Below are 25950 nucleotides of genomic sequence, written 5' to 3'. Positions count from 1 at the left end.
CGCTCATGTCGTCTCCTGCCATCATGTGCCGGTGCATACGTCTCAGGGCAGTCAGAGCAACCGTGGCAGAGGCGTCGGGCTGGGGCTCGCGCTCGCGTCGGCGGTCGCCTTCGGTGGGTCGGGTGTCGCGGCCAAGCCGCTGATCCAGGCGGGGCTCGACCCTCTGCACGTGGTGTGGCTACGGGTCACGGGCGCGGCGCTCGTGATGCTGCCGCTCGCCGTACGCCACCGTGCCCTGCTGCGCCGCCGCCCCGCCCTGCTCGCCGGGTTCGGACTGCTCGCCGTCGCCGGCGTCCAGGCCTGCTACTTCGCCGCGCTGTCCCGGATACCCGTCGGTGTCGCCCTGCTCATCGAGTACCTGGCGCCCGCGCTCGTCCTCGGCTGGGTGCGCTTCGTGCAGCGGCGGCCGGTGACGCGTGCCGCGGCGGTCGGCGTGGTCCTCGCGGTCGGCGGGCTCGCCTGCGTCGTCGAGGTGTGGTCGGGACTGGGCTTCGACCCGCTCGGGATACTGCTGGCGCTCGGCGCCGCCTGCTGCCAGGTCGGCTACTTCGTCCTGTCCGACCAGGGCAGCGAGGCGGGCGACGAGGCTCCCGATCCGCTCGGCGTCATCGCGTACGGGCTGCTCGTCGGGGCCGGCGTGCTCACCGTCGTGGCCCGTCCCTGGACCATGGACTGGCCGGTGCTCACCGGCACCGCGGACATGGACGGCACGCGTGTCCCGGCCGTCCTCCTCCTGGCCTGGATCGTGCTCGTCGCCACGGTCCTCGCCTACGTCACGGGCGTGCTGTCCGTGCGCCGGCTCTCGCCCCAGGTCGCGGGCGTGGTGGCCTGCCTCGAAGCGGTCATCGCCACCGTGCTGGCCTGGGTGCTGCTCGGCGAGCACCTCTCGGCGCCGCAGATCGTCGGCGGTGCGGTGGTCCTGGTGGGCGCGTTCATCGCCCAGTCCTCGGCGCCCGTGCAGGGCTCGGCGGAGCCGGTCGCGAGCGCCGGCGAGGAAGAGGAAAGTGAGTTGTCGGCCCGCGAAGCCGCCGCCTAGGGTACGGATCATGCATTCGGACGCACTCGTTCTTCCGCCTCCGGCCGCCTGAGGCGGGCCCTCCGGAATCCGCGCCCGGCCCACCGCCGGGCGCGGCGGTGTGCTGCCCGCAGAAGAAGTCCACGGACCCGGCGCATGACGGGTCCCCCGCCGAACTTCTGCACCTCTGCGGAGACAACTCGTGTCGAATGCTGCCTCAGGTCTGCCCGTCGGGCGAGGCCTTCTCTATCTGATCGTCGCCGGTACCGCCTGGGGTACCGCGGGCGCGGCCGCGTCCCTGGTCTACCGGACCAGTGATATGGGCCCTGTCGCCCTGTCCTTCTGGCGCTGCGCGGCCGGGCTCGTGCTGCTGGTCGCCGCCCGTCTGATGCGCCCGCGTGCGGCCCGCGCCGCCGCACCCGGGCCCCTCGGCCGCAGGGCGCTGCGGGCCTGTGCCACCGGGCTCGGGCTCGCCGTCTTCCAGACCGCCTACTTCGCGGCCGTCTCGGCCACCGGGCTCGCGGTGGCGACCGTCGTCACCCTCGGCGCCGGGCCCGTCCTGATCGCCCTCGGCGCCCGCCTCACGCTGGGGGAGCGGCTTGGAGGCGGCGGGGTGGCCGCCGTCGCCGGGGCGCTCGCCGGACTGGGGGTGCTCGTGCTCGGCGGTGGTGGCGCGACCGTGCGCCCGTGGGGTGTGCTGCTCGCGGTCGTGTCGGCGGCCGGCTACAGCGTCATGACGCTGCTCACCCGATGGTGGGGGCGCGACGGCGCGGCCGACGGGTCCGCCGCGACCGTGTCGGCGTTCGCGGTCACCAGTGTGTGCCTGCTGCCGTTCGCACTGGACGAGGGGCTGCTTCCGCACGCCGCCCACCCCGCCGGGCTGGTCGCGCTGTTGGCGTACATCGCGGCGGTGCCCACGGCCCTGGCCTACGCCCTCTACTTCGCGGGCGCGGCTGTCGTACGGTCCGCCACCGTGTCCGTGATCATGCTGCTCGAGCCGGTCGGTGCGGCGGTCCTGGCCATCGCCCTGCTCGGTGAGCGGCTCACGGCGGCGACGCTCGTCGGAACGGCACTGATGCTCGCCTCGGTCGCGGGGCTCGCGCTCGCGGAGGCGCGGCAGGCGCGGGCGGCGGAGGAGGAAGCAGTCCCGGTGTGACGGCACCGAGGGGTGCGGGTTCCACGAAGCCGTGCAGGAGCCCGCACCGGCACCTCATTGGTCCGGGGACCACACTCCCCGCCTGCGCAGCTGGTGCTCCCGGGCCGCCGCGTCCCGCACGCCGCCCCGCGCCTCGAGGCCCGCAACGATACGGTCCTGCACCCCGTCCGCCTTGTGGCTCGCGTACTTGAACTTCGCCCGTACATCGGTCACTTCGAGCCGCAGGCCGCGGATCCCGGACAGCATGCGGCCGTACGGCGCCTCGCCCGCCGCCGCCCGTGCGGAGCCGCCCTCCGGCTGGAAGTGGCCCATCTGGCGGTTCAGCAGCTCCGCCTTGCGGGCCGCGTCGTCCACCACGTGGGCGATGCACCGGAGCTGGACGGCCGCGTAGAAACTCGTCGGTACGCCGTGCTCGGACGGGGTGCCGGCCGGGGCCTGCCAAGGGCCGGGCACATACACATAGTCGTCGACCACGCTGAGCAGTACCCGGGGGTTCGCCTCCAGCGCGGTCCAGAGCGGATTGGGGCGGGCGAGGTGGGTGACGGCCTCGCCGCGCCCGGCGTCGTACGCGAAGTGCAGCGGCTGCACGTACGGCGGCTCGCCCGGCGGTCCGTTCACGGCGAGCTGCCCGAAGTCATGGGCGGCGAGCCAGTGTTGCCACTCCGTGTCGTCGCGGGGCGCGTCCCAGGGATGGATCAGCATCACAGGGCCGCCAGGTAGTCCGGCAGGCCGATGTCGGGTGCCAGGCCGGCGTCCGGGAGCGGGGTGCCGTACTCCCTGCGGACCGGGACCACGCCGGCCCAGTGGGGGAGCGAGAGGTCCTGGGGCTCGTCGTTCGCGCCGCCGGTGCGGAGCTTGGCGGAGACCTCGTCCAGGTCGAGGCGGATCACGGCGGTGGCAGCCAGTTCCTTCTTGTTGGCGGGCCGGGAGTCGCGTGAGCGGCGCGGCACGACGTGGTCGACCAGCGCGTCCAGGGCCGTCCGCTTCTCCTCGGGGTCCGTGACCTGGTGGGCGATGCCGTGCACCACCACGGAGCGGTAGTTGATCGAGTGGTGGAAGGCCGAGCGGGCCAGGACCAGGCCGTCGACGTGCGTCACCGTCAGACAGACCGGAAGCCCCGGGTCGGCCTCGCCGGTCATCCGCAGCGGGCGCGAGCCGGTCGAACCGTGGACGTACAGCCGCTCGCCGACCCGGCCGTACAGCGTGGGCAACACGACCGGCGCGCCGTCGCGGACGAAGCCGAGGTGGCAGACGTAGCCCTCGTCGAGTATCGCGTGCACCAGTTCCTTGTCGTACGACGCACGGTCCGCGGAGCGCGTGGGCACGGTGCGGCCGGTCGGGGTGTAGGCGGCGGGCCGCGGTGTCGACTGTCGGGTCTCCTGCATGTGCGCCCCCTGCATGTGCGCCCTCCATTGCACTAGTGCATAATCTGCTTTGTGCTAGGAGGATATCGGTTCACAGGGCGGGGCGCAGCGGAGATTGCGGCCGGCATAGAGCGTGCGGTCGGTACCGGCGAGCTGGAGCCGGGTCAACGTCTCCCGCCGCAACGGGAGTTGGCCCTGGAGCTGGGTGTCAATCCGAACACCGTCGCGGCCGCGTACCGCATCCTGCGGGAACGCGGCGTCATCGAGACCGCCGGACGCCGCGGCAGCCGGGTACGACCCGCGCCGGCCACGACGGGCCGGGACCACATCCGTGTGGACGTGCCCGAAGGCGTACGCGACGTCTCGAGTGGCAACCCGGATCCGGCACTGCTGCCCTCGCTGACGGAGGCGTTCGCGGCGGCAGCCGCCGAGGCCGACCGCGCACCGGTGCTGTACGGCGACGTCGCCGTGGAACCGGAGCTGGCGCGCCTCGCGCGGGCCGCCCTGGACACCGACGGTGTGCCGGACGGCCCGCTCGCCGTCGTCTCCGGATCGCTCGACGCCGTCGAACGGGTGCTCGCCGCCCATCTGAAGACCGGGGACGCCGTCGCCGTCGAGGACCCCGGCTGGGGCAGAACCCTCGACCTGGTGCCGGCGCTCGGGCTGCGCACGGTCCCTGTCGGAGTCGACGACGAGGGGCCGCTGCCCGGCTCCGTACGCGCCGCCCTGGAGACCGGCGCGCGCGCCCTCATCGTCACGGACCGGGCGCAGAACCCGACCGGCGCCGCGGTGAGCGCCCCCCGCGCGCGTGCCCTGCGTTCCGTGCTGCGGGACCATCCGGGGACCCTGCTGATCGAGGACGACCACGGCCACGGGATCGTAGACGTGCCCCTCCACCCCCTCGCCGGGGTCACCCGGCACTGGGCCCTCGTCCGCTCGGTGGCCAAGGCGTACGGCCCCGATCTGCGGCTCGCGGTGCTCACCGGGGACACCGTCACCGTCGACCGGGTGCGCGGGAGGCAGCGGCTCGGGCCCGGGTGGGTGAGCCGGTTCGTGCAGCGGGCGGTGGTCCGTCTGTGGACGGACGGCGCGGTGGACGCGCGGGCGGTCGCCGCGGAGTACGGGCGGCGCCGCGGCGCGCTGATCGACGCGCTCGCCGGGCGCGGCGTCACGGCCCACGGCGTCACCGGCATGAACGTGTGGGTGCCCGTGCCGGACGAGACCGGCGCGGTCGCCCGGCTGCTGCACGCCGGCTGGGCGGTCGCGCCCGGCGCCCGCTTCCGGCTGAGCGCGCCGCCCGGCATCCGGATCACCGTCTCGACCCTGACCGCGGACGACACCGGGCCCCTGGCGGACGCGGTCGCCTCCGCTGTGGGCCCGGCTCCTGCCCGGAGCTACGTCTAGTGCCGCTCGACCTTGGGGCGGGACTGGGTCAGTGCCGCGCCCGCCAGGACGATCAGCGCACCGACCGGCGTCGACCAGGTCAGTGGCTCGCCCAGGACCGCCACGCCGGCCGCGATGGCGACGACCGGGACGAAGTACGTGACCATCTGCGCCGTCGTCGGGCCGACCTCGGCGACCACGCCGTACTGGAGCAGCATCGCCACACCCGTGCCGAGCACGCCCAGCGCGGCGATGGCCAGCAGGGGCAGGACCGCGACGTGCGTGGGCAGGGTGGTGAAGACCGGCGTGACGACGGCCAGTTGCAGCGTGGCCAGCAGCAACTGGCCGCCCGTCAGCGACAGGTGGGAGTGGGCGGAACCGGCCAGGGTGCGGCGGACGTAGATCCAGCCCACCGGGTAGCTCAGCGAGGCGAGCAGGGCCAGCGCCGTGCCCGTCAGGTCCAGACCGTGGAACCCCTGCCAGGCGCCGAGAACCGTCAGCACGCCGAGGAAGCCGATGCCGAGCCCTGCCACCCGGCGTCGCGTCGGCCGGTCCTCGGAGAGCGCCACCAGGGACAGGACCATGCCCCACAGCGGCGAGGTCGCGTTGCAGATCCCGGCGAGCGTCGACGGGATGGTCAGCTCCGCGTAGGCGAAGAGGGAGAACGGCAGCGCGTTGAGGAGGAACCCCGCGACCGCCAGATGTCCCCAGGTGCGGGCGGAGCGCGGCAGGCGCTCGCGCTTGACCGCCATGGCGACGGCGAGCACCGCCGTGCCGAAGGCCAGCCGGCCGAGCGTGACCTGGAACGGGGCGTACGCCTCGGTGCCGACCTTGATGAACAGGAAGCTGAAGCCCCAGATCAGCGAGAGGACACCGAAGCGGATCCGCCAGTCGAGAGCGGCGCGGCGGCGTGGGACGGTGGTGGGGGCGGTGACGGTTCGCGGAGTGGAGACGGTGCTCATGGCCCCACGATGACCCAGGACGATCTCGTAGCACAATCGAGATTTCGCACCCGGTATCTCGTAGTATTGCTTACATGTTGAACCTCGAGCGTCTGCGCACCCTCGACGCCCTCGCCCGGCACGGCTCGGTCAGCGGCGCCGCGGAGGGACTGCACGTGACCACCTCGGCCGTCTCCCAGCAGATGGCCAAGCTGGAGCGCGAGGTGGGGCAGCAGCTCCTGGCCAGGAACGGGCGCGGGGTGCGGCTCACGGACGCGGGCCGGCTGCTCGCCGAGCACGCGGCGCGGATCCTGTCGCAGGTCGAACTCGCCCAGGCCGACCTGGAGGTACAGCGCGGGCAGGTGGCGGGCGAACTGCGCCTGTCGGCCTTCCCCACGGCCGCCCGCGGACTGCTCCCCACCGCGCTGGCCGCGCTGCGCGCCGACCATCCCGCGCTGCGGCTGCGCTCGAGCGAGCTGGAACCCGAGAACGGGGTGGCCGGCGTGGTGCGCGGCGACCTGGACCTCGCGGTCGTCCTCGACTGGTACAACAAGCCGATGCCGCTGCCGGACGGCCTGGTGAAGGCGGCGCTCCTGGACGATCCGGCGGATGTGGCGATGCCGGCCGGCCACCGGCTCGCCGACCGGGCGGAGGTCGGCCTGGAGGAGTTCGCCGACGACGAGTGGATCACGTGGGGCGACGGCGAGTTCTGCCATGAGTGGCTCATGTTCACCCTGCGCTCCAAGGGCATCGAGCCGTGCGTCGGCCACCGCGCCGGGGAGACGCACACCCAGCTCGGGCTGGTCGCCGCCGGGCTCGGGGTGTGCATCGCCCCGCGCCTCGGGCGCGACCCGGTGCCGGCGGGAGTGGTGACCGTGCCGGTGCGGCAGCAGGTGCGACGGCACGTCTACGTGGTGTGGCGGGCCGACGCCGACCGCCGCCCCTCGATCCGGGCGGCGGTGGAGGCGTTGCGCGCGGCAGGCGAGGCCGTGACGGCCCGGGTGAGCGGGTAGGGCCTACCCGCCCAGCTTGCGGAAGTCCCAGGAGACGATCTTCGTCGGGGTCAGCCGGATCCAGGCGTGGCGGCCGTCGTGAGGCATCTCCTCCAGGCCGAAGTTCTTGCGGGCGAACAGCATCTCCGGCACGTCGAGTTCCGCGCACAGCTCCCCGGTGCGCGGTATCTCGCCGACGAACTCCGCCGTGCCGGACAGCTCGGCGCCCCGCAGCTGGTCGTACTCCTCACCCGTGTCCACCACGACGGCGATCCGTCGATCGCGGCGCAGATCCGCCCACCGCTTGCTGCGCACGACCGAGTACAGCCACAGCGAGGTGCCGTCCCAGACGTACCACAGGGCGCTGACGTGCGGAGCGCCGTCGGCGGACACGGTCGCCACGCGGCAGGTGCGCTGGCCGGCGAGGAACTCGTCCAGCTCACCCGGTGTCATCATGATCTTCCGGCCCCGGCGCTGCGTGGTGACGGTCATGCGGCCCCCTCTTCTCCCACGTCGTGTCAGAGAGATCCTCTGACATCACGTCAGAAAAGAATGGGACGTCTTCCGTCCGTACGCAATGGTCGTTAGCCTCGCCGCCTCGGACCGACGACGCCAGGGGGAGCCATGCCGTCGCGCGAACACCTCAGGAACCTCCTGGACCTTCCGGCCACGGTGCTGCTGACCGTCGAGTGCCAGCAGGGTGTCCTGGGCCCGGACGGCGCGCTGCCCGAACTGGCCCGCGAAGCGCGCTCCTCCGGGGCGCTCGCCAACGTCGCCCGGCTGGTCGCCGCCGCCCACGAGGGCGGGGTACAGGTGATCCACGCGATCGCCGAACGCCGCCCGGACGGCCGCGGTGCCAGCCGCAACGCCCGCCTCTTCCACGCGGCCGAACGGCTCCCCGTCCAGCAGCTGACCGGCACCAGGGCGGTACGGGTCGCGGCGCCCATCGAGGTGCGGGAAGAGGACCTCGTCGTCCGCCGGCTGCACGGACTGTCTCCCCTCACGGGCACCGAGGTCGACGCACTGCTGCGCAACCTGGGCTGCCGCACCCTGATCGTCACCGGCGTCTCGGCCAACGTGGCGATCCCCAACACGGTGTTCGACGCCGTCAACCGCGGCTACACCGCCGTGGTGCCCGCGGACGCCATCGCGGGGGTGCCCTCCGGCTACACCCCCGCGATGATCCGCCACACCCTCTCCCTGGTCGCCACCATCACGACCACCGACGAGCTGCTGACCTGCCTCGCGCCACCGCGCCGAGCGGTCCCCGGCGACTAGGGACGTCAGGCCAGCTTGATCTCGTCGCCGGAGACGGTGATCTTCGCGGCGGGCAGGGGCTGGGTCGCCGGGCCCTTCTTCACGCTGCCGTCGGTCGCGGAGAACTGGCTGCCGTGGCACGGGCAGTTGATGACACCGTTCGCGATGTCCTTCACCGCGCAGCCGGCATGGGTGCACTTGGAGGAGAACGCCTTGAACGTGCCCGCCGACGGCTGGGTCACCACCACGCCCTGATCGGCGAAGACCTTGCCGCCGCCCTCGGGGATGTCCGAGGTCTTCGCCAGGGCCGTGCCACCGGAACCGGCCGCGGCGGAGCCGCCCCCGCCCGTGGTGGTGGTGCTCGCGGTGTTGCTGTTGCCCTGTGCACCGGACGTACTCGACGACGACTTGTCGTCCGAGCCTCCGCACGCGGTCAGCGCGACGGCGAGCCCCGTCGCGCCGGCCGCCGCCATGACGGTGCGGCGGGCAGGCGCCGAGACGGGCTGAAGCGATTCGCTGGTCATGCTGACGTTCCCTTCCACGGACGTTCCGTAAATCTGTACGGAGGTACGGTCTGCGGGCACCGACCGTTCAGACCCCGTCGAGATCCTGACCTGTCGGGGATGAGCCAGGCGTAAAACACGCCTGTCGTTCCGCTGTCAGATGGACACACGACCCCCTCGGGCCGCTCCGGCGGCGCCGGACCTGCGTCGGCCGGCTACCTGCTCTCGGTCATCCTCCTCAAGCGCTCGGTCCTGACGGAGAAGCTCGCCCGGCGCGGACTGCACCTCACCCGCGAGTACTCCGTCGACCCGCTCGAGGTCCAACTCGTCCGCCAACTGGAGACCCCTGCCGCGGTCACCTTCGACAGCGACCGCGCCGCGGGCGAGATCACCGCACTGCTGCGGGCGGCGCACGACGCCGGCGACTCCGGCCGACTGCTCGCCCAGCGCCTCTACCCCGTGCTCGACGCCCATGGCGATCTCGTCGGCGTCGTGACCCGCAGCCGGATGATCCATGCCGATCCCTCCGACCGCACGCCCCTCGGCGACCTCGCCGTCCCGGCGGTCACCGCCCACCCCGACGAGACCCTGCGGGCTCTGGCCAACCGCATGGCCCAGCACGACGTCACCCGTCTGCTCGTCGTCACGCGGGGCGAGCGGCCACATGTTCTTCCCGCAGCTGGTGTCCGGGCCGTTCCACCACGGTCTCTGACCATCGTCTTCAGCGTCGGGGCGGGCATGGCCCTGGTCTCGGCACTCGCCTCGGCGATGCGCGGCGGCCTTCGTTCCGCGTACGACAACCCTCCCCAGGGCCGGCCGCCACGGCCGCCCCCGGGAGGCAGCACGGGGTCGGCACAACGCGTCCTCACAACGGAATAACGGACTTTGATCGACAGTCCATTGGACCCGATAGCCTGGGAAAATGCTTACAGAACTGACAGTGACCCGCTACATCACGCCTCTGCGTGAGGGCGGTTCGCTGCCGGGGCTCGTCGAGGCCGATGATCTCGGAACCTACGTCATGAAGTTCACCGGCGCCGGGCAGGGCCGCAAGACGCTCGTCGCCGAGGTCGTCTGCGGCGAACTCGCCCGCCGGCTCGGCCTGCGCGTTCCCGGTCTGGTGACCCTCGGCCTCGACCCGGTGCTGGGTCTCGGCGAGCCGGACCAGGAGGTGCAGGAGCTGCTCAAGGCGAGCGGCGGACTCAATCTCGGCATGGACTTCCTGAGCGGCGCGATCGGCTTCGACCCGCTCGCGTTCGGGGTCGAGCCGAAGGAGGCCGGGAGGATCGTCTGGTTCGACGCGCTGGTGGGCAACGTCGACCGCTCCTGGCGCAACCCCAACCTGCTGATGTGGCAGGGCGACCTGTGGCTCATCGACCACGGCGCGACCATGATCTGGCACCACAACTGGCCCGGCGCCCAGACCTCCGCCGCGCGCCCCTACGACGCCTCCGACCACGCACTCGCCCCCTTCGCGCCGGACGTCGCGGGTGCCGCCGCCGACCTCGCGCCCCTCGTCACCGAGGAACTGCTGGCCGAGGTGACCGCCCGGATCCCGGACGAGTGGCTGGCCGGCGAGCCCGGTTTCGACACCCCGGAGGAGCTGCGCCGGGCCTACGCACGGCCGCTGCTCGCCCGCGCCGCCGTCATCCACGAACGCATCCAGGGCCTTCAGACCCGTCAGGGGGACAAGTGAGCGAGCGGGACGTCTTCGAGTACGCGCTGCTGCGGGTCGTACCGCGGATCGAGCGCGGCGAGTGCATCAACGCGGGCGTGCTGGTCTACTGCCGCGCCAAGTCGTTCGTCGCCGCCCGTACGCACCTCGACGAGCGGCGACTGCTGGCCCTCGACCCGGATGCGGACGTCGCGGGCGTGCGGGCCGCGCTCAGGGCCGTCGAGGGCGTGTGCGCGGGCGGCGCGGCGGCCGGTCAGGCGGCGCGCGACGACGCCGGGCGGCGCTTCCGCTGGCTGATCGCGCCCCGTTCCACGGTCGTGCAGCCCGGGCCAGTGCACACCGGGCTGACCGCCGACCCGGCGGCCGAGGCGGAGCGGTTGCTGGGCCTCCTGGTGAGGTAATGGATCACACGCGCCGGGTGTGCCGTTGACACCGGGTGCCAGGGCTTCTAGCGTCACGTCTGCTGAAGGTACTAAGCGGTCGCTCACCGAGGGCGTACCGTGAGCCGCAGACGCTTTTCAGCAGACGTTCCGAAGGTGTTCCAGGCTTTCCAAGGGCGAGGAGAACCATCAATGTCCACCACCGATCAGCGGGTCGCCGTCGTCACCGGCGCCGCGCGCGGCATCGGCGCCGCCACCGCCGTACGACTGGCCGCCGAGGGCCGTGCCGTCGCGGTGATCGACCTCGACGAGGCCGCGTGCAAGGACACCGTCGAGAAGATCACCGCCGCCGGTGGCAAGGCCATCGCCGTCGGCTGCGACGTCTCGGACGAGTCCCAGGTCGAGGCGGCCGTCGCGCGGATCGCCGAGGAGCTGGGCGCGCCGACGATCCTCGTCAACAACGCCGGCGTGCTGCGCGACAACCTGCTGTTCAAGATGAGCGTCTCCGACTGGGACACCGTCATGAACGTCCACCTGCGCGGCGCCTTCCTGATGTCCCGGGCCTGCCAGAAGCACATGGTCGACGCCGGTTTCGGCCGGATCGTCAACCTCTCCTCGTCCTCCGCGCTCGGCAACCGCGGCCAGGTGAACTACTCCGCCGCCAAGGCCGGTCTGCAGGGCTTCACCAAGACCCTGGCCAAGGAGCTCGGCAAGTTCGGCATCACCGCCAACGCCGTCGCTCCGGGCTTCATCGCCACCGAGATGACGAAGGCCACCGCCGACCGCGTCGGCATGGGCTTCGAGGACTTCAAGGCCGCGGCCGCCACCCAGATCCCCGTGGCGCGCGTGGGCGAGCCCGAGGACATCGCCAACGCGATCGCCTTCTTCACGGGCGAGGCCGCCGGATTCGTCTCCGGCCAGGTGCTGTACGTCGCCGGCGGACCGCTCGACTAGGGCCGGGGGACACGCACACATGACTGAACTGCCCGCACTCTCCGGCAAGGTCGCCCTCATCACGGGCGGCAGCCGCGGCATCGGCTACGGAATCGCCGAGGCGTTCGTCGCCCGCGGTGACCGCGTCTGCATCACCGGACGCACCGAGGAGGCCCTGAAGGAGGCCGCCGAGAAGCTCGGCGCCGACCGCGTCATCGCCGTCGCCGGCAAGGCGCACGACGAGGACCACCAGGCGATCGCCGTGGAACGCACCATGGAGGCCTTCGGCCGGGTCGACTTCCTGGTCAACAACGCCGGGACCAACCCCGTGTTCGGCCCCATCGCGGACCTCGACCTGAACGTGGCCCGCAAGGTGTTCGAGACCAACGTCGTCTCGGCGCTCGGCTTCGCCCAGAAGACCTGGCACGCCTGGCAGAAGGACAACGGCGGCGCCATCGTCAACATCGCGTCCGTGGCGGGCCTGAACGCCTCGCCGTTCATCGGCGCGTACGGCATCAGCAAGGCCGCGATGATCAACCTGACCCTGCAGCTCGCGCACGAGTTCGCGCCCAAGGTGCGGGTCAACACCATTGCGCCGGCCGTGGTGAAGACCAAGTTCGCGCAGGCCCTGTACGAGGGCCGCGAGGAGGAGGCCGCCGCGTCCTACCCGCTGGGCCGGCTCGGCGTGCCGTCCGACATCGGCGGCGCCGCCGCGTTCCTGACCTCGGACCAGTCCGACTGGGTCACCGGCCAGACGCTCGTCCTCGACGGTGGTCACTACCTGAACGCCGCTGTCTGACGGGACGGGTCCTCGACATGGGCCGGCGACACGGGCGCCCCTTGACACAAGGGGCGCCCGTGTCGAGGTTCGGGAGACACCCGGAGTGATGACAACGTCGTCATAAAACGCCCTGGTCACAGCCGTCGCCGAACCGGTCCGGTCGGCGGGGTGCTGCGGTATGGTCTGCCGCCGACCCCTGGTACGGCAGATCGAGGAGTGTGCGCGTGTTCAACCGGAACCGTCTGCGTCGGCTGGCGGCGATCACGTCCCTGTCCCTGGTGGCCGGCTGCGGTGCGCTGTCCTCGCAGTCCTCCGACGACAAGGGGCCGATCGTCGTGGGCACCACCAGCGCGCCGAGCACCCTCGATCCCGCCGCGTCCTGGGACAGCTCCTGGGAACTGTTCCGCAACGTCTACCAGACCCTGCTGAACTACCCGGACGGAGCGGTTCTGCCGGGGCCCGACGCCGCCGAGAGCTGCGGGTTCACCGACCGGACGAACCTCGCCTACCGCTGCGTCCTGCGCAAGGGTCTGACGTTCTCCAACGGGGACAAGCTCGACGCCCGGTCCGTAAAGTACTCGATCGACCGGATCAAGCGGATCAATGTGTCCGGAGGCCCGGCGGGCCTGCTCGGCAGCCTCCAGCGGGTCGAGGTGAGAGGCGACCGCGAGGTCGTCTTCCATCTCGACGAACCGGACGCCACCTTCCCGTTCGTCCTCGCGACCCCGGCCATGTCGATCGTCGACCCGGCCGACTACCCCGCCACGCGGGTGCGCGAGGACGGCGGGATCACCGGGTCGGGGCCGTACACACTGCGGTCCTACGAGGACGGCAAGGAGGCCCGGCTCGTCCGCAACGGCCGCTACCAGGGCTACGCCGACCGCAAGAACAACGCGGTCACCATCCGGTACTTCCAGGACTCCGCCGGCATGGTCGACGCCCTGAAGAACCACAAGATCGACATCACCTACCGCGGTCTCGCCTCCTCCGACATCGTGGCCCTCCAGCGCCACGAGTCCTCGGGCGGCATCCAGCTCGTCGAGAACCCCGGCATCGAGATCAGCTACCTGGTGTTCAACCCGAAGGACCCGTGGGCCGGTAAGCTCGCCGTCCGCAAGGCCGTGGCCCAGGTGGTGGACCGGGCCGCGATCGCCCACAACGTCTACAAGGACACCGTCGAACCCCTCTACTCCATGGTCCCGGCAGGCCTGACCGGGCACACCACGCCCTTCTTCGACGACTACGGGGACCCCAGCACCTCCAAGGCCCGCAAGATCCTCACCGCGGCGGGCATCACCCAGCGGGTCCCGCTGACCCTGTGGTACACCACCGACCGGTACGGTTCCGAGACGGGCCCGGAGTTCCAGGCGCTCAAGCAGCAGCTCGAGAATTCCGGCCTGTTCCAGGTCACCCTCCAAAGCCGCCCCTGGAAGACGTACGTGGACGGCTACCAGAAGGGCGAGTACCCGGTGTTCGGCCGGGGATGGTTCCCCGACTTCCCGGACCCCGACAACTACATCGCGCCGTTCGTCGGCGAGCAGAACGCGCTGGGCACGCCCTATCCGTCGCCGGAGATCAGCAAGGTGCTGCTGCCGCAGTCGCGGCGCGAGAGCGACCGTGCCAACGTGGTCAAGGAGTTCGAACAGGCCCAGCAGATCCTGGTGGACGACGCCCGGCTGCTGCCGCTGTGGCAGGGCAAGCAGTTCCTGGCGGCGAGCGAGGACATCTCAGGCGGGGAGCGGGCGCTGGACCCGTCGACGATCATGATGATGTGGGAGCTGTCCCGGAAGACCAGCTGGTAGCGCGACCCCGGGGCGGGGGCAGCAAGCCGGTTGTCAGTGGTCGCCTGTAGGTTCCGTACCTGGAAGTGACCGCACATCGGAGGAAGTTGACGTGACCGACATCGCCATGCTGCCGGAGTCCTGGCGGGGCGTTCTGGGCGACGAACTGCAGCAGCCCTACTTCAAGGAGCTCGTGGAGTTCGTCGAGGACGAGCGTGCCAAGGGTCCCGTCTACCCTCCGCGCGAGGAGGTCTTCGCCGCGCTCGACGCCACGCCGTACGAGAAGGTGAAGGTGCTCGTCCTCGGCCAGGACCCGTACCACGGCGAGGGCCAGGGTCACGGCCTGTGCTTCTCGGTCCGGCCCGGAGTGAGGATCCCGCCCTCGCTGCGCAACATCTACAAGGAGATGCACGAGGAGCTCGGCACCCCGATCCCGGACAACGGCTATCTGATGCCGTGGGCCCAGCAGGGCGTGCTGCTGCTGAACGCGGTGCTGACGGTGCGCGGCGGCGAGGCGAACTCGCACAAGGGCAGGGGCTGGGAGAAGTTCACCGACGCGGTGATCCGTGCCGTGGCCGGACGACCGGACCCGGCGGTGTTCGTGCTGTGGGGCAACTACGCGCAGAAGAAGCTGCCGCTGATCGACGAGACGCGGCATGCGGTGGTCAAGGGCGCGCACCCCTCGCCGCTGTCGGCGAAGAAGTTCTTCGGCTCCCGCCCGTTCACGCAGATCAACGAGGCGGTCGCCCGGCAGGGACACGAGCCGATCGACTGGACGATCCCGAACCTGGGCTGACACCCGGGGAGGCGAGGCCGGACGACCGCGCGGACCCGGAGGGCACGGCGGGGGTCCTCCGGGTGCGGCCGGTCGCCTTCGTCGGCCGGCCACGTCGTCACCGGCTTGGCCCAGTGCCGTACGGAGCCGCCTGAGCCTCATTGTCCGTGGTGGCGGTTAGCGTCGTGATGACGGTGACGAGCATGGAGGGCGCGGTGGCGAAGCGACAGGAACAGGCGGCGCCGGACGCCTTCATGACGCGCATCGGACAGGTCGTCATGCTGCACCACGCCGGCGACCGCGAGGAGGCCCGGGACCGCTTCCTGGAGCTGTGGGCGGAGATCGGCGAGGACGGCGACCCGCTGCACCGCTGCACTCTGGCGCACTACATGGCGGACACCCAGGACGACCCGGCCGACGAGCTCGCCTGGGACCTCAGAGCGCTGTCCGCCGCCGAGGAGCTCACCGACGAGCGCCTCGCCGACCACGAGGGCGCTCTCGCGGCACACGCGTTGTACCCCTCGCTCCAGCTGAACCTGGCCGCCGACTACGTCAAGCTCGGCCGCCGCGAGGCCGCCCGCGCCCATCTGCGCCTGGCCCGCGCCGCGGTCCGCGCGCTCGGTGACGACGGCTACGGCGAGGGCATCAGAGCGGCGATCGGCCGCCTTGAGCGACGGCTCGCGGCGGAGGAGGCGGAGGAGCCGCCGTCCGGCAGACCCGGACCCGGTCCGAGGGACGGCCCGGGAGGCGGGACTCCGGGGCCGCCGAGACAGCGGCCGTAGGCCCTGTCCTCACCTTCCCGTCGTCCGCTCGGAGAGCGGGCCGCGCGGTGCGATGGTGGTGACCCCGGCGCGGGCTCGTTCGAGCGTGGGGGAGTCGGCGACCGACGACAACGCGGCTGGGGTCCCCCCACGCCCTTAAGGGAGTGGGGGAGTGCGTGCCGGGCGTCGCGCGGCTGGCGGGAATTCGACGACAGGGCCCAGGGCTCAACGCCCGTAGGTGTCCCGGCAGATGGTCGCCTCGGGGCTGTCCGGCTTCCATCCCCCGTACCTGCGGCCGAGCGCGCACACGCCCGTGTCCTTGGGGAACGCGTCGGAGACGGCCGGCGGTACCTCGACATGGGGAGCCGGGCGGGTCTGCTTCGGGGGCGGGGCCGCCACGGTGCGGTGCGGCGCGGCCGGCGTCGGACGGGCCGCGCGGTCCGGGGCGGCCGGGGGCGGCGACGGGCGGGGGGAGGGGCCGACCATCTCCAGCGCCTCCCGCGCCGGCGCCTGGACGACGCGTGGTTCCCCGCTGCCGTCGGGGCGCGGCGATGAGGGACGCGAGGACGCGGGCGGCGGGCCGGCGTTCGGCGGTCGCTGGACGGTCATACAGCCGGCGAGGGCCGAGACGGCCACGGAGACCAGGAGCGTTGCGGTCGTCGTCGTTCGGTGCACGCGCGCAACTCTGCTGTGTCGGCGCCGCTTTGGGGAGCGGACGGGCGCAGGATGCCCCGCACGGGTGATCCGAGGCCCCGTACGGAGTGCCCCGCGCCCGCCCGGGGTGACGTCAGTCGCCGGTGGCGCCGTCGATCCGCTCGCGGATCAGGTCGGCGTGGCCGTTGTGGCGGGCGTACTCCTCGATCATGTGGGTGTAGATCCAGCGCAGGCTGAAGCGTTCCTCGGTGAACCTGCTGGTGCCCCGCGAGAGGTCGTCCAGGCCGAAGCCGGCCGCGTTGCGCCGGGCGATCTCGACCTCGGCCTGCCAGGTGCTGTACGCCTGCTGCCAGGTGTCGGCCTCGGTGAGGTGGAACTCGCCGTCCCTGTCCTCGTCGCTGAAGTAGATCGGCCCCGGATCGTCGCCCACCAGGACCTTGCGGAACCAGCCCCGCTCCACCTCCGCCATGTGCCGCACGAGCCCCATCAAAGAGAGCTCGGACGGCTCCACCGAGGCGGTCCTGAGCTGGGCGTCGGTCAGACCCTCGCACTTCCATGCGAGCGTGTGGCGGTGGTAGTCGAGCCAGCCTTCCAGCATGGTGCGTTCGTCGGCGTTCAGGGCGGGTTCACGGCGCTCAGCAGTCATGCCCCCATCCTCACCCGGCCCGAGCGCCTCCCACCATCCCATTTCCGCGGGGCCGGCCGGTCAGCCGCCGAGCATCCCGTCGAGCAGTTCCCGCAGCCCGGCGCGGACCTCGTCCAGGGTGGGCACCTCGGCGGTGAAGGTCCCGGCCACGCACGAGAACATGAGCCCGTCCAGCCAGGCCACCAGCGACAGCATGTGCCGGGCCGGGTCGGCCGAGCCCAGAGCCGTCAGCAGAGCGGCGAGCTGGTCGCGGAAGCGGGCCCCGGCCGCGTCGAAGTACCGCCGCAACTCGGGCCGCCGGGTGGCCTCCAGGGCCAGTTCGTACCGGGCGAGCGTGAGATCCCGGTTGCGGGTCAGCGAACGGTGGGCCGCCAGGGCCAGGCCGTCCACCAGCGCGCCGAGTTCGTCCTCGGGGTCGGGCATCTCCTCCGGGGCGAGCACCCGGGCCTCCCGCTCCGCGAGGCGGCGCACCGCGAGTTCCAGGAGCGCCAGCCGCGTCCGGGCGACGTTCGAGGTCGAGCCCTGGGGCAGCTCAGCCGCCTCGTCGACGGCGCGATGGGTCAGTCCCCGCATCCCGCGCCCGGCGAGCAGGGCGAGCGCGGTGTCGGCGACGAGCTCGGCGCGATGGGCGCCCGTGGTGCGTGCGGACATGAAGGCCAACCTACCCGTGGCACTACTCCTGTAGTACGCTCGACGCGCCAGGTAACTACGCCTGTAGTGTCCCAGACGGGGCATCGTGGGACTTGAGGAGCAGCCATGGCACAGCAGTCGCGTGCGATCGTGATCGGCGGCGGTATCGGTGGCCTCACCGCGGCCGCGGCCCTGCACCTGCGCGGGCTCCGGGTCACCGTGCTGGAGCGCGCTTTTTCCCTGGAGCCGGTCGGCGCGGCCATCTCGCTCGCCCCGAACGCCCTGCGCGCCCTGGACGTCATCGGCATCGGCGACGCCCTCCGCGGCCTGGCCGCGTGGCAGGGCGACGGCGGGCTGCGCACCCCCGGCGGACGCTGGCTCACCCGGACCAGCGCCGCTGCCGCGGCCGAGCGCTTCGGCGGACCGCTCGTCCTGCTGCCCCGGGCCACCCTCGTCGACAGCCTGGCCGCCCTGCTGCCGCCGGACGCCATCCGCACGGCCGCCGCCGCTCGCCTCGCCGACCCCGGCGACACCGACCGCCCGGCCCGGGTCACCACCTCCGACGGAGACCTGGAGGCGGAACTGGTCGTGGCCGCCGACGGCATCCACTCCGGCGTACGCCGGACGCTGTTCCCGCACCACCCGGGGCCCGTCTACTCCGGATTCACCACCTGGCGCGTCATGATCCCCGTACCCGGACCCGCGTTCGCCTCCCACGAGACCTGGGGCCGAGGCCGCATCTGGGGCACCCATCCGCTCAAGGACGGCCGGGTCTACGCCTACGCGGCGGCCGTCGTGCCCGCCGGGCGACGGGCGCCCGACGACGAGAAGGCCGAACTCCTGCGGCGGTTCGGCGACTGGCACCACCCGATCCCCGCCGTCCTCGCCGCCGCCCGCCCCGAGGACGTGCTGCGCCACGACGTCCACCACCTCGCCGAGCCGCTGCCCGCCCACCACCGCGGCAGGGTCGCCCTCCTCGGCGACGCCGCGCACGCCATGCCGCCGACGCTGGGGCAGGGCGGCAACCAGGCCATCGAGGACGCGATCGTGCTCGCGCACCACTGCGACGACCTCGCGGCGTACACGGCCGCCCGGCTGCCCCGGACGACCTCCCTCACCCGCCAGGCCGTCCGGACCGCCCGCCTGAACATGATGAGCGGCCGCGCCGGCATCGCCGTACGCGACACCGTGATCGCCGCGCTGTCGAAGGCATCACCCGCGCTGCTCCTGCGCGGCTTCGAAGGGATCGCCGACTGGCGGCCACCGCAGCCGCCGTATGCTTCGGACCAGGCATCCGTCGGCAATTCCTAGGAGCACCCCGTGAAGGTCGGCTGCATCGGACTCGGCGACATCGCGCAGAAGGCCTATCTGCCGGTGCTCGCCCTGCAGCCCGGGGTCGACCTGCACCTCCAGACACGCACCCCCGCCACCCTCCACCGCGTCGGCGACAGCCTCCACCTCCCGCACGGGCAGAGGCATGCCGATCTGGACGCGCTGCTCGCACAGGACCTCGACGCGGCGTTCGTGCACACGCCCACCACCACCCACCCCGAGATCGTCACCCGGCTCCTTCAAGCGGGGATACCGACGTACGTCGACAAGCCGCTCGCCTACGAACTCGCCGACTCCGAGCGGCTGGTACGGCTCGCGGAGGAGCGGAACGTCAGCCTCGCGGTCGGCTTCAACCGGCGTTACGCACCCGGATACGTGCAGTGCGCCGACCACCCGCGTGACCTCGTCCTGATGCAGAAGAACCGCGTCGGACTGCCCGAGGAGCCGCGCACGATGATCCTCGACGACTTCATCCACGTCGTCGACACGCTGCGGTTCCTGGTCCCCGGCACGGTCGACGACGTGACCGTGCGGGGCCGCGTCGAGGGCGGACTGCTGCACCACGTGGTGCTCCAGCTCTCCGGTGACGGATTCACCGCGCTCGGCGTGATGAACCGGCTCAGCGGTTCCGCCGAGGAGATCCTGGAGGTCTCCGGGCAGGACTCCAAGCGGCAGGTGCTCAACCTCGCCGAGATCGTCGACCACAAGGGCCAGCCGACCGTGCGCCGGCGCGGCGACTGGGTGCCGGTGGCCCGGCAGCGCGGCATCGAGCAGGCTGCGCTCGCCTTCCTCGACGCCGTCCGCGCCGGCAAGGTGCTCAGCGCCAGGGACGCACTGGCGACACACGAGTTGTGCGAGCGGGTCGTGACCGCGGTGCGGGAGCGCGCCGTCGCGCCCTGAGCGCCCGCAGCCCCTCGGCCACACCCAGCCCGGCGATCACCAGCAGGGCGCCGTGCACCGGCCAGTCGCCGAAGCGGACGTACGGGGTGACGCCGTGGGCGGTCGGCACCTCGTAGACCGCCGACGCGCTCCGGTCGGTGCCGAGCCAGGAGCCGATCCGCTCGCCGCTCGGACCGTAGACGGCGGAAACCCCGGTCAGCGTGGCGTGCACCATCGGGCGACCGGTCTCGGCGGCGCGCAGCGCGGCCAGCGAGGCGTGCTGCTCCGGCGCCCAGCTGTGCTGGAACGTCGACGTCGACGACTGGGCGAGCAGCACGTCGGCGCCGTCCTGGGCGAGATGGCGGCTCATGTCCGGGAACGCGGACTCGAAGCAGACCATCGGGCCGACGCGCAGCCTGTTCCCCGCGTTCATCACCACCTGCTCGGTGCCGCGCCTGCGGTCCTCACCGGCCGCCTTGCCGACCGAGGTGGCCCAGCCGAGAACCGACCGCGCCGGTATGTACTCGCCGAACGGGACGAGCCGCATCTTGTCGTAGCGGTCGCCGGTCGGGCCGTCGGGGCCGATGAGCACGGAACTCTTGTAGATGCCGGGGTGGTCCAAGCGGCGGGCGTCGACATTGACGAGGACGTCGGCCTTCACCTGCCGGGACAGCGCCGCGACCCGGCGGGCCAGGTCGGGCCGCTGCCCGAGGTCGAAGCCGACGCTGCTCTCGCCCCAGACGACCAGGTCCACATCCTGCCCGGCGAGTTCGCGGGTCAGCCGCTCCTGAAGATCGAAGCGTTTCATGCCGCTGTCGGTGCCGTCTACGATCCCGGGCTGCACGACCGCGATCCGCACCCCTCCGTCGACGTCGGGCCGCGGCGACCAGACCCAGGCCGCCGAGGTCACGGCGGCCGTCGCGACGAGCCCCGCCAGGGCCGGCACGCGCGACGCCCGCACCGATATCAGCAGCGCCAGGGCGACGTTGACGGCCACGACCAGGAAGCTCAGCAGCCACACCCCGCCGACCGAGGCGAGCCGCAGTGCGGGCTCCACCTGCCACTGGCTCGACCCGAGCAGCCCCCAGGGGCCGCCGAGCCCCTGCCAGGAGCGGACCAGCTCCACCATCAGCCAGCCCGACGGCAGGACGACCAGGGCGGCGCCGATCCGCCCCGGCGAGGGCAGCCCGGCCAGGAACCGCCGCACCAGCCAGCCCCAGGGCGCCCACAGCGCTCCGAGCAGCGCCGCGATGACGAACGTGAACACGTTCAGGTTCGGCAGCAGCCAGTGGTGCACGGCCGTCATGAAGCCGAAGCCGCCGAGCCAGCCGTCGTAGGCGGCCCGCTTGCCGGTCGGGGCCGTGCGCACGAGCAGGATCCACGGGACCAGGCAGACGTACGCGAACCACCACCACGACGGCGCCGGGAAGGTGAGCATCGGCAGCGCACCGGCGACCACGGCCGCGGCACCGCGCCACCACCGGGAGGCGAGCCAGACGTCGAACCTCCGGATGCGGCGCTTCCCTCCCCAGATCATGTCTCCAGTGTGCGCGCCCTGGAGGAATCTTCGACAGGGGGCCTCGGTGTGCGGCGCGTGGCGTCCGCCCGGAGGCGTGCGCGGTACTGCTCAGCGCTACCGCTCAGGTGGACGGACGCGGGGCGCGGCGCCACTTCTCCTGGACGACCACCGCGCGCAGCCGCCAGCCGTCGTCCGTGCGCAGGAACGTGAACGCGTACCGTCCGCCGCAGACGAAGTCCGGCTCGGGCGTCCCGCCGTCGCCGTGCCCGCTCGCGAACCGCATCGGATTGACGTAGTCGGCCCACACCCCGGCCGTGTCGCCGATGTCCCGCTCGAGCACGCCGAACCGGATGCGCCGGTTGACGATCAGGTGCTGGCGCATGGGGAACAGCCGCATGGTCTCCTCGAGCCACCCGGCGACCTGCCGGGCATCACCCTCGATCCCGCCGGCCGAGCGGTAGTCGGCGCGCCCGTCCCCCGTGAACAATCCCCGGTACGCCTCCCAGTCCCCGTCGTCCACGGCCACCGCGTACTCGGTGACGAGTCCGTCGACGGCCAGCCGGTCCATCACGGTCGCGAGCTCCACGCGCTGGGTCATCGGCTCAGTTTTGGGGACGGGGGAGGCGTAGCCAAGGGGTGTGCAGGGTCGGGTTCGGGCGTGGGCCCGCCAGGCCGGTATTCCGGGGCGCGTCGTCACCACTCGTCGTCGTGGTGGCCGATCACCCGGAAGCTGCCCACGACACCGTCGTCCGGGAACAGGCCCCCGAAGCCGCCGAAGCCGCCGTAGCCGTCGAAGCCCTCGTGGTCCCCCTGGTCCCCGTAGCCCTCGTGGACGGTGCGGGGCACCACCCCGAAGGTGTCGCCGTGGGGGCCGACGACGGCGACCGGGGCCCCGTTGTCACAGGTGAACCCGCGGAAGACCTCGACGGTCTTGTCGCTGTCGTTGAAGACGCTGAAGCTGCTGGAGCCGAGTCCGCTCGCGGCGACGATGCAGCCCTCCTCGGCCGCGGAGTACGTCCGCTCGTTGAAGTGGATCCTGCCCTCGTGCCTGCGTCGGTGGCCGTGGCCCTCACCGTGCTCATGGCCGCCGTCGCGGCCCTCGTCCCGCTTCTCGTCCGTCTTGCCCTGGGGAGCCGGTGCGGCGGGGGCCGGATGCCGGGCGGGCGGGGCCGCCCGGTGGGCGCGCGCGACGGCCGGTTTGGCGGCCGGCTTGGCGGCAGGGGCGGGCTGGTCGGGTCCGGCGGCCGATGCATAGGTGATGCCGGTGGTAGCGAGGGCGGTCGCGCCTACTAGGGCGGCGGCCACGGCGAAGGTACGCGTGGGCATGTCATTTCCTTCTGTCGCAGAGACGCCGGCCGGGCAGCCGAACTGCGACGAACGTATAGACACCGCACATAACTGTCATATCGGACGAGCGCAAGGTGTGATCCGACGGGGCCGGTCGGGTGTAAACACCGCACCAGGCGCATACCGATGGCCCTCTGTCTGTTTCTCCGTCAAAGCCGAGGCGTCTGCGCAGAACTGACCGTCAGGCAGGTAGGGCTCGGGGCGTACGGGTGCGAGCGTAGGATGATCCACTCCGTTACGGCTCGGGAGGGGGAGACTGCAGATGACGCGTGCGGTGACGGTGGTCACGGGCGGCAGCCGCGGGATCGGTGCCGCCACCTGTGTGCGGCTCGCGGCGGACGGGCACGACGTGGCGCTCGGCTACCTGCGCGACGCCGAGGCCGCGGAGCGGACCGCCGAGGCCGTACGGGCGGCGGGGGCGCGGTGTGTCATCGTGCGCGCGGACACGTCCGACGAGGCCGCTGTCGACCGGCTCTTCGATACGGCCGCCGACGCCCTGGGGCCGGTGACGGGGCTGGTGAACAACGCCGGGGTGACGGGACCGCTGGGCCGGCTCGCGGACACGGACACCGACGTGCTGCGCCGGGTGGTGGAGGTCAACGTTCTCGGTACGCTGCTGTGTTCGCGCCGGGCCGCGCGGGAGATGGCGGCACGCGGGAGCGGTGTCATCGTCAACGTGTCGTCGGGGGCGGCGACGCTGGGAAGTCCCGGTGAGTACGTCCACTACGCGGCGTCCAAGGCGGCGGTGGACGCCCTGACGACGGGCCTCTCCAAGGAACTTGGACCGGACGGCATCCGCGTCAACGCGGTGGCACCCGGACTGGTCGACACCGAGATCCATGCGGCGATGGGCGACCCGGACCGGCCCCGGCGGATGGCGGCGGCGATCCCGCTGCGCCGGGCCGGCAGCGCCGAGGAGATCGCTGCCGCGATCGCCTGGCTGATGTCCCCGGAGTCCTCGTACACGACGGGTGCCGTGCTGAGGGTGGCCGGCGGGCGGTGACGTGTCACCGCCGTTGCGTCTCCGTGCGGCGGCGGCTCGCTTCAGGCCGCCTCTATGACCTCGCCGCGTATCGCCGCCGCCCACTCGACGACCAGCAGCTCGTACTCCGCGCGCTCCTCGGCCGACAGGGAGCCGCCCGCGCGCATCCACAGCGCGCGGATCCGCTCGTTCAAGTCCTCGGCAGAGCGCGTGGAACCAGGGCTCATGGATTCGGGGGACATGCGAACAAGCCTAGGGGCAGGGACTGACAGCGCGCTACCGCACGGCTACGCGTGCGGTATGTGGTTGGTCACGGTCCTTTCCGTGCTGGGGAATTGGGGGATTCTGTCGCCTCGGGGCCGGCGTCGGTGGGTGTTCGGCCGGTTCAGTGGGCGAAGGGCGGCTCGAAGCATCCGCTCTCCGGGTAGGGCCCGTTGGTGCTCACCTGGTAGTTGGTCTTCTGCACGAACGCCGTGACGCAGGCGTCGTCATGGACGCGAAGGCCGACCAGCGCACCCTCGGGCGTGACGTAATGACCGTCCCTGTAGCGTGAGTCCATCGCCCGGACGGTCAGCGTCCCGCCGAGGCGCTCCCCCTTCGGCCCGGTCCGTTCCTCCTTGTAGCCGAGCCGGAGAAGTGCCGCGCGCACCGTCGCGGGGTCCCACTTCTTCTCCTCCCACAGACGCTTGAGCACCGGCTCGATGCGATCGGCCTCCCGCTGCGCGTCCTTGGCGTCGGCGGGGGACATGGCGCGCGGCCGGCGAGAGCCGTTGTTCTCGTTGTAGTGCGGAGCGCCGTCGCCTGCCCCCGGCTCCACGTACGCCGGGGCTCCCCCCGTGGCGGAGACGGCACCTGGCGGGATGCCCGTGGCGTCCGGTGCGGAACTCCGAGGCGTGCTCGGGGCGTCCGGCGCGGAACTACGGGACGTGCTCCCGACGTCCGGAGCGGAACTGCGAGACGTGCTCGGGGCGGCTCCGGCCGTCGCGCTCGTGGCCCGCTGCTGACCGCAGGCCTCGAGGGACAGGGCGGCGAGCAGGAGCAGGGCCGTGACGGCCACCGTGCCGCGTCGGCCGGACATCGAGGAGGGCATGGCATGACTCTGCCATGCCGGGCCACCATAGATCGGCCACTAACGAACAGTGGCGAGAACTGCGCCTGCACACCAGGCTGTGCACGTGCCCCTTCTCAGCCCGCGGACTCCGCGGCATGCGGGCTCAGGACCCCCGCCGCCACCAGCGCGATGATCGCGATGCCCAGCGCGATGCGGTACCAGACGAACGGCATGAACGACTTCGACGAGATGAACTTCATGAACCACGCGATGACCGCGTACCCCGACCCGAAGGCGATCACCGTCGCGAACAACGTCGGCCCCCAGCTCACGTGCCCCGCCTCCGCCGCGTCCTTGAGCTCGAACGCTCCCGAGGCCAGCACGGCCGGAACGGCGAGCAGGAAGGAGTAGCGGGCGGCGGCCTCGCGCCGGTAGCCGAGGAAGAGGCCGCCGCTGATCGTGGCGCCGGAGCGGGAGACGCCGGGGATCAGGGCCATCGCCTGGCAGACGCCGTACGTCAGGCCGTCCCTGATGCTGAGGTCCTGAAGCGTCTTGCGCTGCTTCGGCGCCCGGTGCCGGCCGCCGGTCTCGTCGCGTGCCGCCATGCGGTCCGCGATGCCGAGGATCACGCCCATGACGATCAGCATCGTCGCGGTCACGCGAAGATCGCGGAACGGGCCCTCGATCTGCTCCTTGAGGGTCACGCCGAGCACACCGATGGGTATGGAACCGACGATCACCAGCCAGCCCATCCGTGCGTCCGGGTGCTGCCGCATCGTCTTGTCGAACAGGGACCGGAACCAGGAGGAGAGAATGTTCGCGATGTCCTTGCGGAAGTAGATCAGCACCGCGGACTCCGTGCCGATCTGCGTGATGGCGGTGAAGGCGGCCCCCGGGTCCTCCCAGCCCGCGAAGGCCGCGGTCAGCCGCAGATGCGCGCTGGAGGAGACGGGAAGGAACTCGGTCAGCCCCTGGACGAGTCCGAGGATGAGGGATTCAAGCCAAGACATGACGTGATGTGGTCCAAGAGCTGATCGTGGGGTGACGACGGGCACACCGGGCCGGGGCCTGCCCGAGGCCCTGGGCGCAGCCGATGATCGAGTGTGGTGGAGGGCAGCGTAGCGTCCCGGCATGACGGTGCCTTCACCGGGTCTTTGCCTGCGCTTGGGGTGGCCCGGCGGAGCGTCCGCGCCCGGACCTCGTCTCCTGGTCG

The 25950-nt window shown here is 72.1% G+C and carries 31 protein-coding genes; 16 read left to right on the top strand and 15 right to left on the bottom strand.

All coding sequences use genetic code 11. The features are described 5' to 3' along the window. The first annotated feature begins 25 nt into the window (after positions 1–25). On the top strand, positions 26–1036 hold the full coding sequence (locus tag ACIRC0_RS21880; protein WP_403617877.1) for an EamA family transporter: 1011 nt from the start codon (positions 26–28) through the stop codon (positions 1034–1036). 181 nt (positions 1037–1217) lie between these two features. Continuing rightward, positions 1218–2171, top strand: a complete 954-nt coding sequence (locus ACIRC0_RS21875) for a DMT family transporter (protein ID WP_403617875.1) — start codon at positions 1218–1220, stop codon at positions 2169–2171. Between the two features lie 54 nt (positions 2172–2225). Here the strand turns inward: ACIRC0_RS21875 and ACIRC0_RS21870 are convergent, their stop codons facing one another. Then, positions 2226–2873 (bottom strand): FMN-binding negative transcriptional regulator, encoded by a 648-nt coding sequence (locus tag ACIRC0_RS21870; protein WP_403617873.1) that lies wholly within the window; start codon positions 2871–2873, stop codon positions 2226–2228. Continuing rightward, the gene (locus tag ACIRC0_RS21865; RefSeq protein WP_403617871.1) at positions 2873–3556 is read right to left on the bottom strand and encodes a pyridoxamine 5'-phosphate oxidase family protein; all 684 of its coding nucleotides are present in this window, start codon (positions 3554–3556) and stop codon (positions 2873–2875) included. Before ACIRC0_RS21865 ends, ACIRC0_RS21870 begins: the two co-directional genes overlap by 1 nt. Before the next feature lie 51 nt (positions 3557–3607). On the opposite strand from ACIRC0_RS21865, the gene ACIRC0_RS21860 reads away from it, so the two are divergent. Beyond that, a complete protein-coding gene (locus tag ACIRC0_RS21860) occupies positions 3608–4939 on the top strand; it encodes an aminotransferase class I/II-fold pyridoxal phosphate-dependent enzyme (RefSeq protein ID WP_403617869.1) in 1332 nt (443 codons plus the stop codon). On the opposite strand, the gene ACIRC0_RS21855 is transcribed toward ACIRC0_RS21860, so the two are convergent. Beyond that, positions 4936–5880: a DMT family transporter gene (locus tag ACIRC0_RS21855; RefSeq protein ID WP_403617867.1), complete on the bottom strand. Its 945-nt coding sequence runs from the start codon at positions 5878–5880 to the stop codon at positions 4936–4938. The genes ACIRC0_RS21860 and ACIRC0_RS21855 overlap by 4 nt on opposite strands. Before the next feature lie 74 nt (positions 5881–5954). Between ACIRC0_RS21855 and ACIRC0_RS21850 the strand changes: the two genes are divergently transcribed. Further along, positions 5955–6872: a LysR substrate-binding domain-containing protein gene (locus tag ACIRC0_RS21850; protein ID WP_403617865.1), complete on the top strand. Its 918-nt coding sequence runs from the start codon at positions 5955–5957 to the stop codon at positions 6870–6872. Between the two features lie 3 nt (positions 6873–6875). On the opposite strand, the gene ACIRC0_RS21845 is transcribed toward ACIRC0_RS21850, so the two are convergent. After that, positions 6876–7343 (bottom strand): pyridoxamine 5'-phosphate oxidase family protein, encoded by a 468-nt coding sequence (locus ACIRC0_RS21845; protein ID WP_263228807.1) that lies wholly within the window; start codon positions 7341–7343, stop codon positions 6876–6878. Between the two features lie 132 nt (positions 7344–7475). On the opposite strand from ACIRC0_RS21845, the gene ACIRC0_RS21840 reads away from it, so the two are divergent. Beyond that, positions 7476–8129: a cysteine hydrolase gene (locus ACIRC0_RS21840; RefSeq protein ID WP_403617863.1), complete on the top strand. Its 654-nt coding sequence runs from the start codon at positions 7476–7478 to the stop codon at positions 8127–8129. A 5-nt stretch (positions 8130–8134) separates the two neighbouring features. On the opposite strand, the gene ACIRC0_RS21835 is transcribed toward ACIRC0_RS21840, so the two are convergent. Both ACIRC0_RS21835 and ACIRC0_RS21830 read right to left on the bottom strand, forming a co-directional pair. Beyond that, a complete protein-coding gene (locus tag ACIRC0_RS21835) occupies positions 8135–8632 on the bottom strand; it encodes a Rieske (2Fe-2S) protein (RefSeq protein WP_403617861.1) in 498 nt (165 codons plus the stop codon). 135 nt (positions 8633–8767) lie between these two features. Continuing rightward, positions 8768–9127 carry a hypothetical protein gene (locus ACIRC0_RS21830; RefSeq protein ID WP_403617859.1) on the bottom strand — a complete coding sequence of 120 codons (360 nt, stop codon included), beginning with the start codon at positions 9125–9127 and terminating at the stop codon, positions 8768–8770. On the opposite strand from ACIRC0_RS21830, the gene ACIRC0_RS21825 reads away from it, so the two are divergent. The 8 genes from ACIRC0_RS21825 to ACIRC0_RS21790 all read left to right on the top strand — a co-directional run bounded on the left by ACIRC0_RS21825 (position 9119) and on the right by ACIRC0_RS21790 (position 15718). After that, on the top strand, positions 9119–9490 hold the full coding sequence (locus ACIRC0_RS21825; protein ID WP_403617857.1) for a hypothetical protein: 372 nt from the start codon (positions 9119–9121) through the stop codon (positions 9488–9490). The genes ACIRC0_RS21830 and ACIRC0_RS21825 overlap by 9 nt on opposite strands. Positions 9491–9533: 43 nt before the next feature. Then, entirely contained in the window at positions 9534–10307 is a 774-nt protein-coding gene (locus ACIRC0_RS21820; RefSeq protein ID WP_403617855.1) for a HipA family kinase, read from the top strand. Continuing rightward, the gene (locus tag ACIRC0_RS21815; protein ID WP_403617853.1) at positions 10304–10687 is read left to right on the top strand and encodes a DUF3037 domain-containing protein; all 384 of its coding nucleotides are present in this window, start codon (positions 10304–10306) and stop codon (positions 10685–10687) included. Before ACIRC0_RS21820 ends, ACIRC0_RS21815 begins: the two co-directional genes overlap by 4 nt. 171 nt (positions 10688–10858) lie before the next feature. Further along, the gene (gene fabG / locus ACIRC0_RS21810; protein ID WP_200423513.1) at positions 10859–11620 is read left to right on the top strand and encodes a 3-oxoacyl-ACP reductase FabG; all 762 of its coding nucleotides are present in this window, start codon (positions 10859–10861) and stop codon (positions 11618–11620) included. Positions 11621–11639: 19 nt separating this feature from the next. After that, positions 11640–12398 (top strand): SDR family oxidoreductase, encoded by a 759-nt coding sequence (locus ACIRC0_RS21805; protein WP_403617851.1) that lies wholly within the window; start codon positions 11640–11642, stop codon positions 12396–12398. Between the two features lie 206 nt (positions 12399–12604). Beyond that, positions 12605–14182: an ABC transporter substrate-binding protein gene (locus ACIRC0_RS21800; protein ID WP_403617849.1), complete on the top strand. Its 1578-nt coding sequence runs from the start codon at positions 12605–12607 to the stop codon at positions 14180–14182. 91 nt (positions 14183–14273) lie between these two features. Next, positions 14274–14957, top strand: a complete 684-nt coding sequence (gene ung, locus ACIRC0_RS21795; protein ID WP_403617847.1) for a uracil-DNA glycosylase — start codon at positions 14274–14276, stop codon at positions 14955–14957. A 194-nt stretch (positions 14958–15151) separates the two neighbouring features. Continuing rightward, complete coding sequence (locus ACIRC0_RS21790) at positions 15152–15718, top strand: hypothetical protein (RefSeq protein ID WP_403617845.1); 567 nt, start codon at positions 15152–15154, stop codon at positions 15716–15718. Positions 15719–15922: 204 nt separating this feature from the next. Here the strand turns inward: ACIRC0_RS21790 and ACIRC0_RS21785 are convergent, their stop codons facing one another. From ACIRC0_RS21785 to ACIRC0_RS21775, 3 genes are all read right to left on the bottom strand, one after another. Beyond that, a complete protein-coding gene (locus ACIRC0_RS21785; RefSeq protein WP_403617843.1) occupies positions 15923–16372 on the bottom strand; it encodes a hypothetical protein in 450 nt (149 codons plus the stop codon). Positions 16373–16484: 112 nt separating this feature from the next. Beyond that, on the bottom strand, positions 16485–16997 hold the full coding sequence (locus ACIRC0_RS21780) for a DinB family protein (RefSeq protein ID WP_403617841.1): 513 nt from the start codon (positions 16995–16997) through the stop codon (positions 16485–16487). Positions 16998–17057: 60 nt separating this feature from the next. Next, entirely contained in the window at positions 17058–17648 is a 591-nt protein-coding gene (locus tag ACIRC0_RS21775; RefSeq protein WP_403617839.1) for a TetR/AcrR family transcriptional regulator, read from the bottom strand. 105 nt (positions 17649–17753) lie between these two features. On the opposite strand from ACIRC0_RS21775, the gene ACIRC0_RS21770 reads away from it, so the two are divergent. Beyond that, positions 17754–18938: an FAD-dependent monooxygenase gene (locus ACIRC0_RS21770; protein WP_403617837.1), complete on the top strand. Its 1185-nt coding sequence runs from the start codon at positions 17754–17756 to the stop codon at positions 18936–18938. A gap of 9 nt (positions 18939–18947) precedes the next feature. Then, complete coding sequence (locus tag ACIRC0_RS21765; protein WP_403617835.1) at positions 18948–19859, top strand: Gfo/Idh/MocA family protein; 912 nt, start codon at positions 18948–18950, stop codon at positions 19857–19859. Here ACIRC0_RS21765 and lnt read toward each other — a convergent pair. The 3 genes from lnt to ACIRC0_RS21750 form a co-directional block, all read right to left on the bottom strand. Beyond that, positions 19777–21375, bottom strand: a complete 1599-nt coding sequence (lnt, locus tag ACIRC0_RS21760) for an apolipoprotein N-acyltransferase (protein ID WP_403617833.1) — start codon at positions 21373–21375, stop codon at positions 19777–19779. The two genes, ACIRC0_RS21765 and lnt, sit on opposite strands and share 83 nt — an antisense overlap. Positions 21376–21478: 103 nt before the next feature. Further along, positions 21479–21955 carry a nuclear transport factor 2 family protein gene (locus ACIRC0_RS21755; protein ID WP_403617831.1) on the bottom strand — a complete coding sequence of 159 codons (477 nt, stop codon included), beginning with the start codon at positions 21953–21955 and terminating at the stop codon, positions 21479–21481. Positions 21956–22050: 95 nt separating this feature from the next. Then, positions 22051–22683 (bottom strand): hypothetical protein, encoded by a 633-nt coding sequence (locus ACIRC0_RS21750; RefSeq protein ID WP_403617829.1) that lies wholly within the window; start codon positions 22681–22683, stop codon positions 22051–22053. Positions 22684–22966: 283 nt separating this feature from the next. Between ACIRC0_RS21750 and ACIRC0_RS21745 the strand changes: the two genes are divergently transcribed. After that, positions 22967–23707: a glucose 1-dehydrogenase gene (locus ACIRC0_RS21745; RefSeq protein ID WP_403617827.1), complete on the top strand. Its 741-nt coding sequence runs from the start codon at positions 22967–22969 to the stop codon at positions 23705–23707. 41 nt (positions 23708–23748) lie between these two features. Here ACIRC0_RS21745 and ACIRC0_RS21740 read toward each other — a convergent pair whose 3' ends face one another. The 3 genes from ACIRC0_RS21740 to ACIRC0_RS21730 form a co-directional block, all read right to left on the bottom strand. Next, positions 23749–23928, bottom strand: a complete 180-nt coding sequence (locus tag ACIRC0_RS21740) for a hypothetical protein (RefSeq protein ID WP_103840235.1) — start codon at positions 23926–23928, stop codon at positions 23749–23751. Between the two features lie 143 nt (positions 23929–24071). Next, entirely contained in the window at positions 24072–24776 is a 705-nt protein-coding gene (locus ACIRC0_RS21735) for a hypothetical protein (RefSeq protein WP_403617825.1), read from the bottom strand. Positions 24777–24871: 95 nt separating this feature from the next. Beyond that, positions 24872–25747 (bottom strand): undecaprenyl-diphosphate phosphatase, encoded by an 876-nt coding sequence (locus ACIRC0_RS21730; RefSeq protein WP_403617823.1) that lies wholly within the window; start codon positions 25745–25747, stop codon positions 24872–24874. Between the last annotated feature and the right edge of the window lie 203 nt (positions 25748–25950).

The organism is Streptomyces sp. NPDC093984, from assembly GCF_044764595.1.
Taxonomy (GTDB): domain Bacteria; phylum Actinomycetota; class Actinomycetes; order Streptomycetales; family Streptomycetaceae; genus Streptomyces; species Streptomyces cynarae.
The sequence above is the reverse complement of the archived record's forward strand: the minus strand, read 5'-3'. Positions and strand labels throughout refer to the sequence as shown.

Bases quoted from the DNA above. Each gene is read 5' to 3' on its own strand.
- ACIRC0_RS21870 (WP_403617873.1), bottom strand. From the start codon at position 2,873: ATGCTGATCCATCCCTGGGACGCGCCCCGCGACGACACGGAGTGGCAA.
- ACIRC0_RS21865 (WP_403617871.1), bottom strand. From the start codon at position 3,556: ATGCAGGAGACCCGACAGTCGACACCGCGGCCCGCCGCCTACACCCCG.
- ACIRC0_RS21855 (WP_403617867.1), bottom strand. From the start codon at position 5,880: ATGAGCACCGTCTCCACTCCGCGAACCGTCACCGCCCCCACCACCGTC.
- ACIRC0_RS21850 (WP_403617865.1), top strand. From the start codon at position 5,955: ATGTTGAACCTCGAGCGTCTGCGCACCCTCGACGCCCTCGCCCGGCAC.
- ACIRC0_RS21845 (WP_263228807.1), bottom strand. From the start codon at position 7,343: ATGACCGTCACCACGCAGCGCCGGGGCCGGAAGATCATGATGACACCG.
- ACIRC0_RS21840 (WP_403617863.1), top strand. From the start codon at position 7,476: ATGCCGTCGCGCGAACACCTCAGGAACCTCCTGGACCTTCCGGCCACG.
- ACIRC0_RS21835 (WP_403617861.1), bottom strand. From the start codon at position 8,632: ATGACCAGCGAATCGCTTCAGCCCGTCTCGGCGCCTGCCCGCCGCACC.
- ACIRC0_RS21825 (WP_403617857.1), top strand. From the start codon at position 9,119: ATGATCCATGCCGATCCCTCCGACCGCACGCCCCTCGGCGACCTCGCC.
- ACIRC0_RS21830 (WP_403617859.1), bottom strand. From the start codon at position 9,127: ATGGATCATCCGGCTGCGGGTCACGACGCCGACGAGATCGCCATGGGC.
- ACIRC0_RS21820 (WP_403617855.1), top strand. From the start codon at position 9,534: ATGCTTACAGAACTGACAGTGACCCGCTACATCACGCCTCTGCGTGAG.
- fabG (WP_200423513.1), top strand. From the start codon at position 10,859: ATGTCCACCACCGATCAGCGGGTCGCCGTCGTCACCGGCGCCGCGCGC.
- ACIRC0_RS21805 (WP_403617851.1), top strand. From the start codon at position 11,640: ATGACTGAACTGCCCGCACTCTCCGGCAAGGTCGCCCTCATCACGGGC.
- ACIRC0_RS21780 (WP_403617841.1), bottom strand. From the start codon at position 16,997: ATGACTGCTGAGCGCCGTGAACCCGCCCTGAACGCCGACGAACGCACC.
- ACIRC0_RS21775 (WP_403617839.1), bottom strand. From the start codon at position 17,648: ATGTCCGCACGCACCACGGGCGCCCATCGCGCCGAGCTCGTCGCCGAC.
- ACIRC0_RS21770 (WP_403617837.1), top strand. From the start codon at position 17,754: ATGGCACAGCAGTCGCGTGCGATCGTGATCGGCGGCGGTATCGGTGGC.
- lnt (WP_403617833.1), bottom strand. From the start codon at position 21,375: ATGATCTGGGGAGGGAAGCGCCGCATCCGGAGGTTCGACGTCTGGCTC.
- ACIRC0_RS21755 (WP_403617831.1), bottom strand. From the start codon at position 21,955: ATGACCCAGCGCGTGGAGCTCGCGACCGTGATGGACCGGCTGGCCGTC.
- ACIRC0_RS21750 (WP_403617829.1), bottom strand. From the start codon at position 22,683: ATGCCCACGCGTACCTTCGCCGTGGCCGCCGCCCTAGTAGGCGCGACC.
- ACIRC0_RS21745 (WP_403617827.1), top strand. From the start codon at position 22,967: ATGACGCGTGCGGTGACGGTGGTCACGGGCGGCAGCCGCGGGATCGGT.
- ACIRC0_RS21740 (WP_103840235.1), bottom strand. From the start codon at position 23,928: ATGTCCCCCGAATCCATGAGCCCTGGTTCCACGCGCTCTGCCGAGGAC.
- ACIRC0_RS21735 (WP_403617825.1), bottom strand. From the start codon at position 24,776: ATGCCCTCCTCGATGTCCGGCCGACGCGGCACGGTGGCCGTCACGGCC.
- ACIRC0_RS21730 (WP_403617823.1), bottom strand. From the start codon at position 25,747: ATGTCTTGGCTTGAATCCCTCATCCTCGGACTCGTCCAGGGGCTGACC.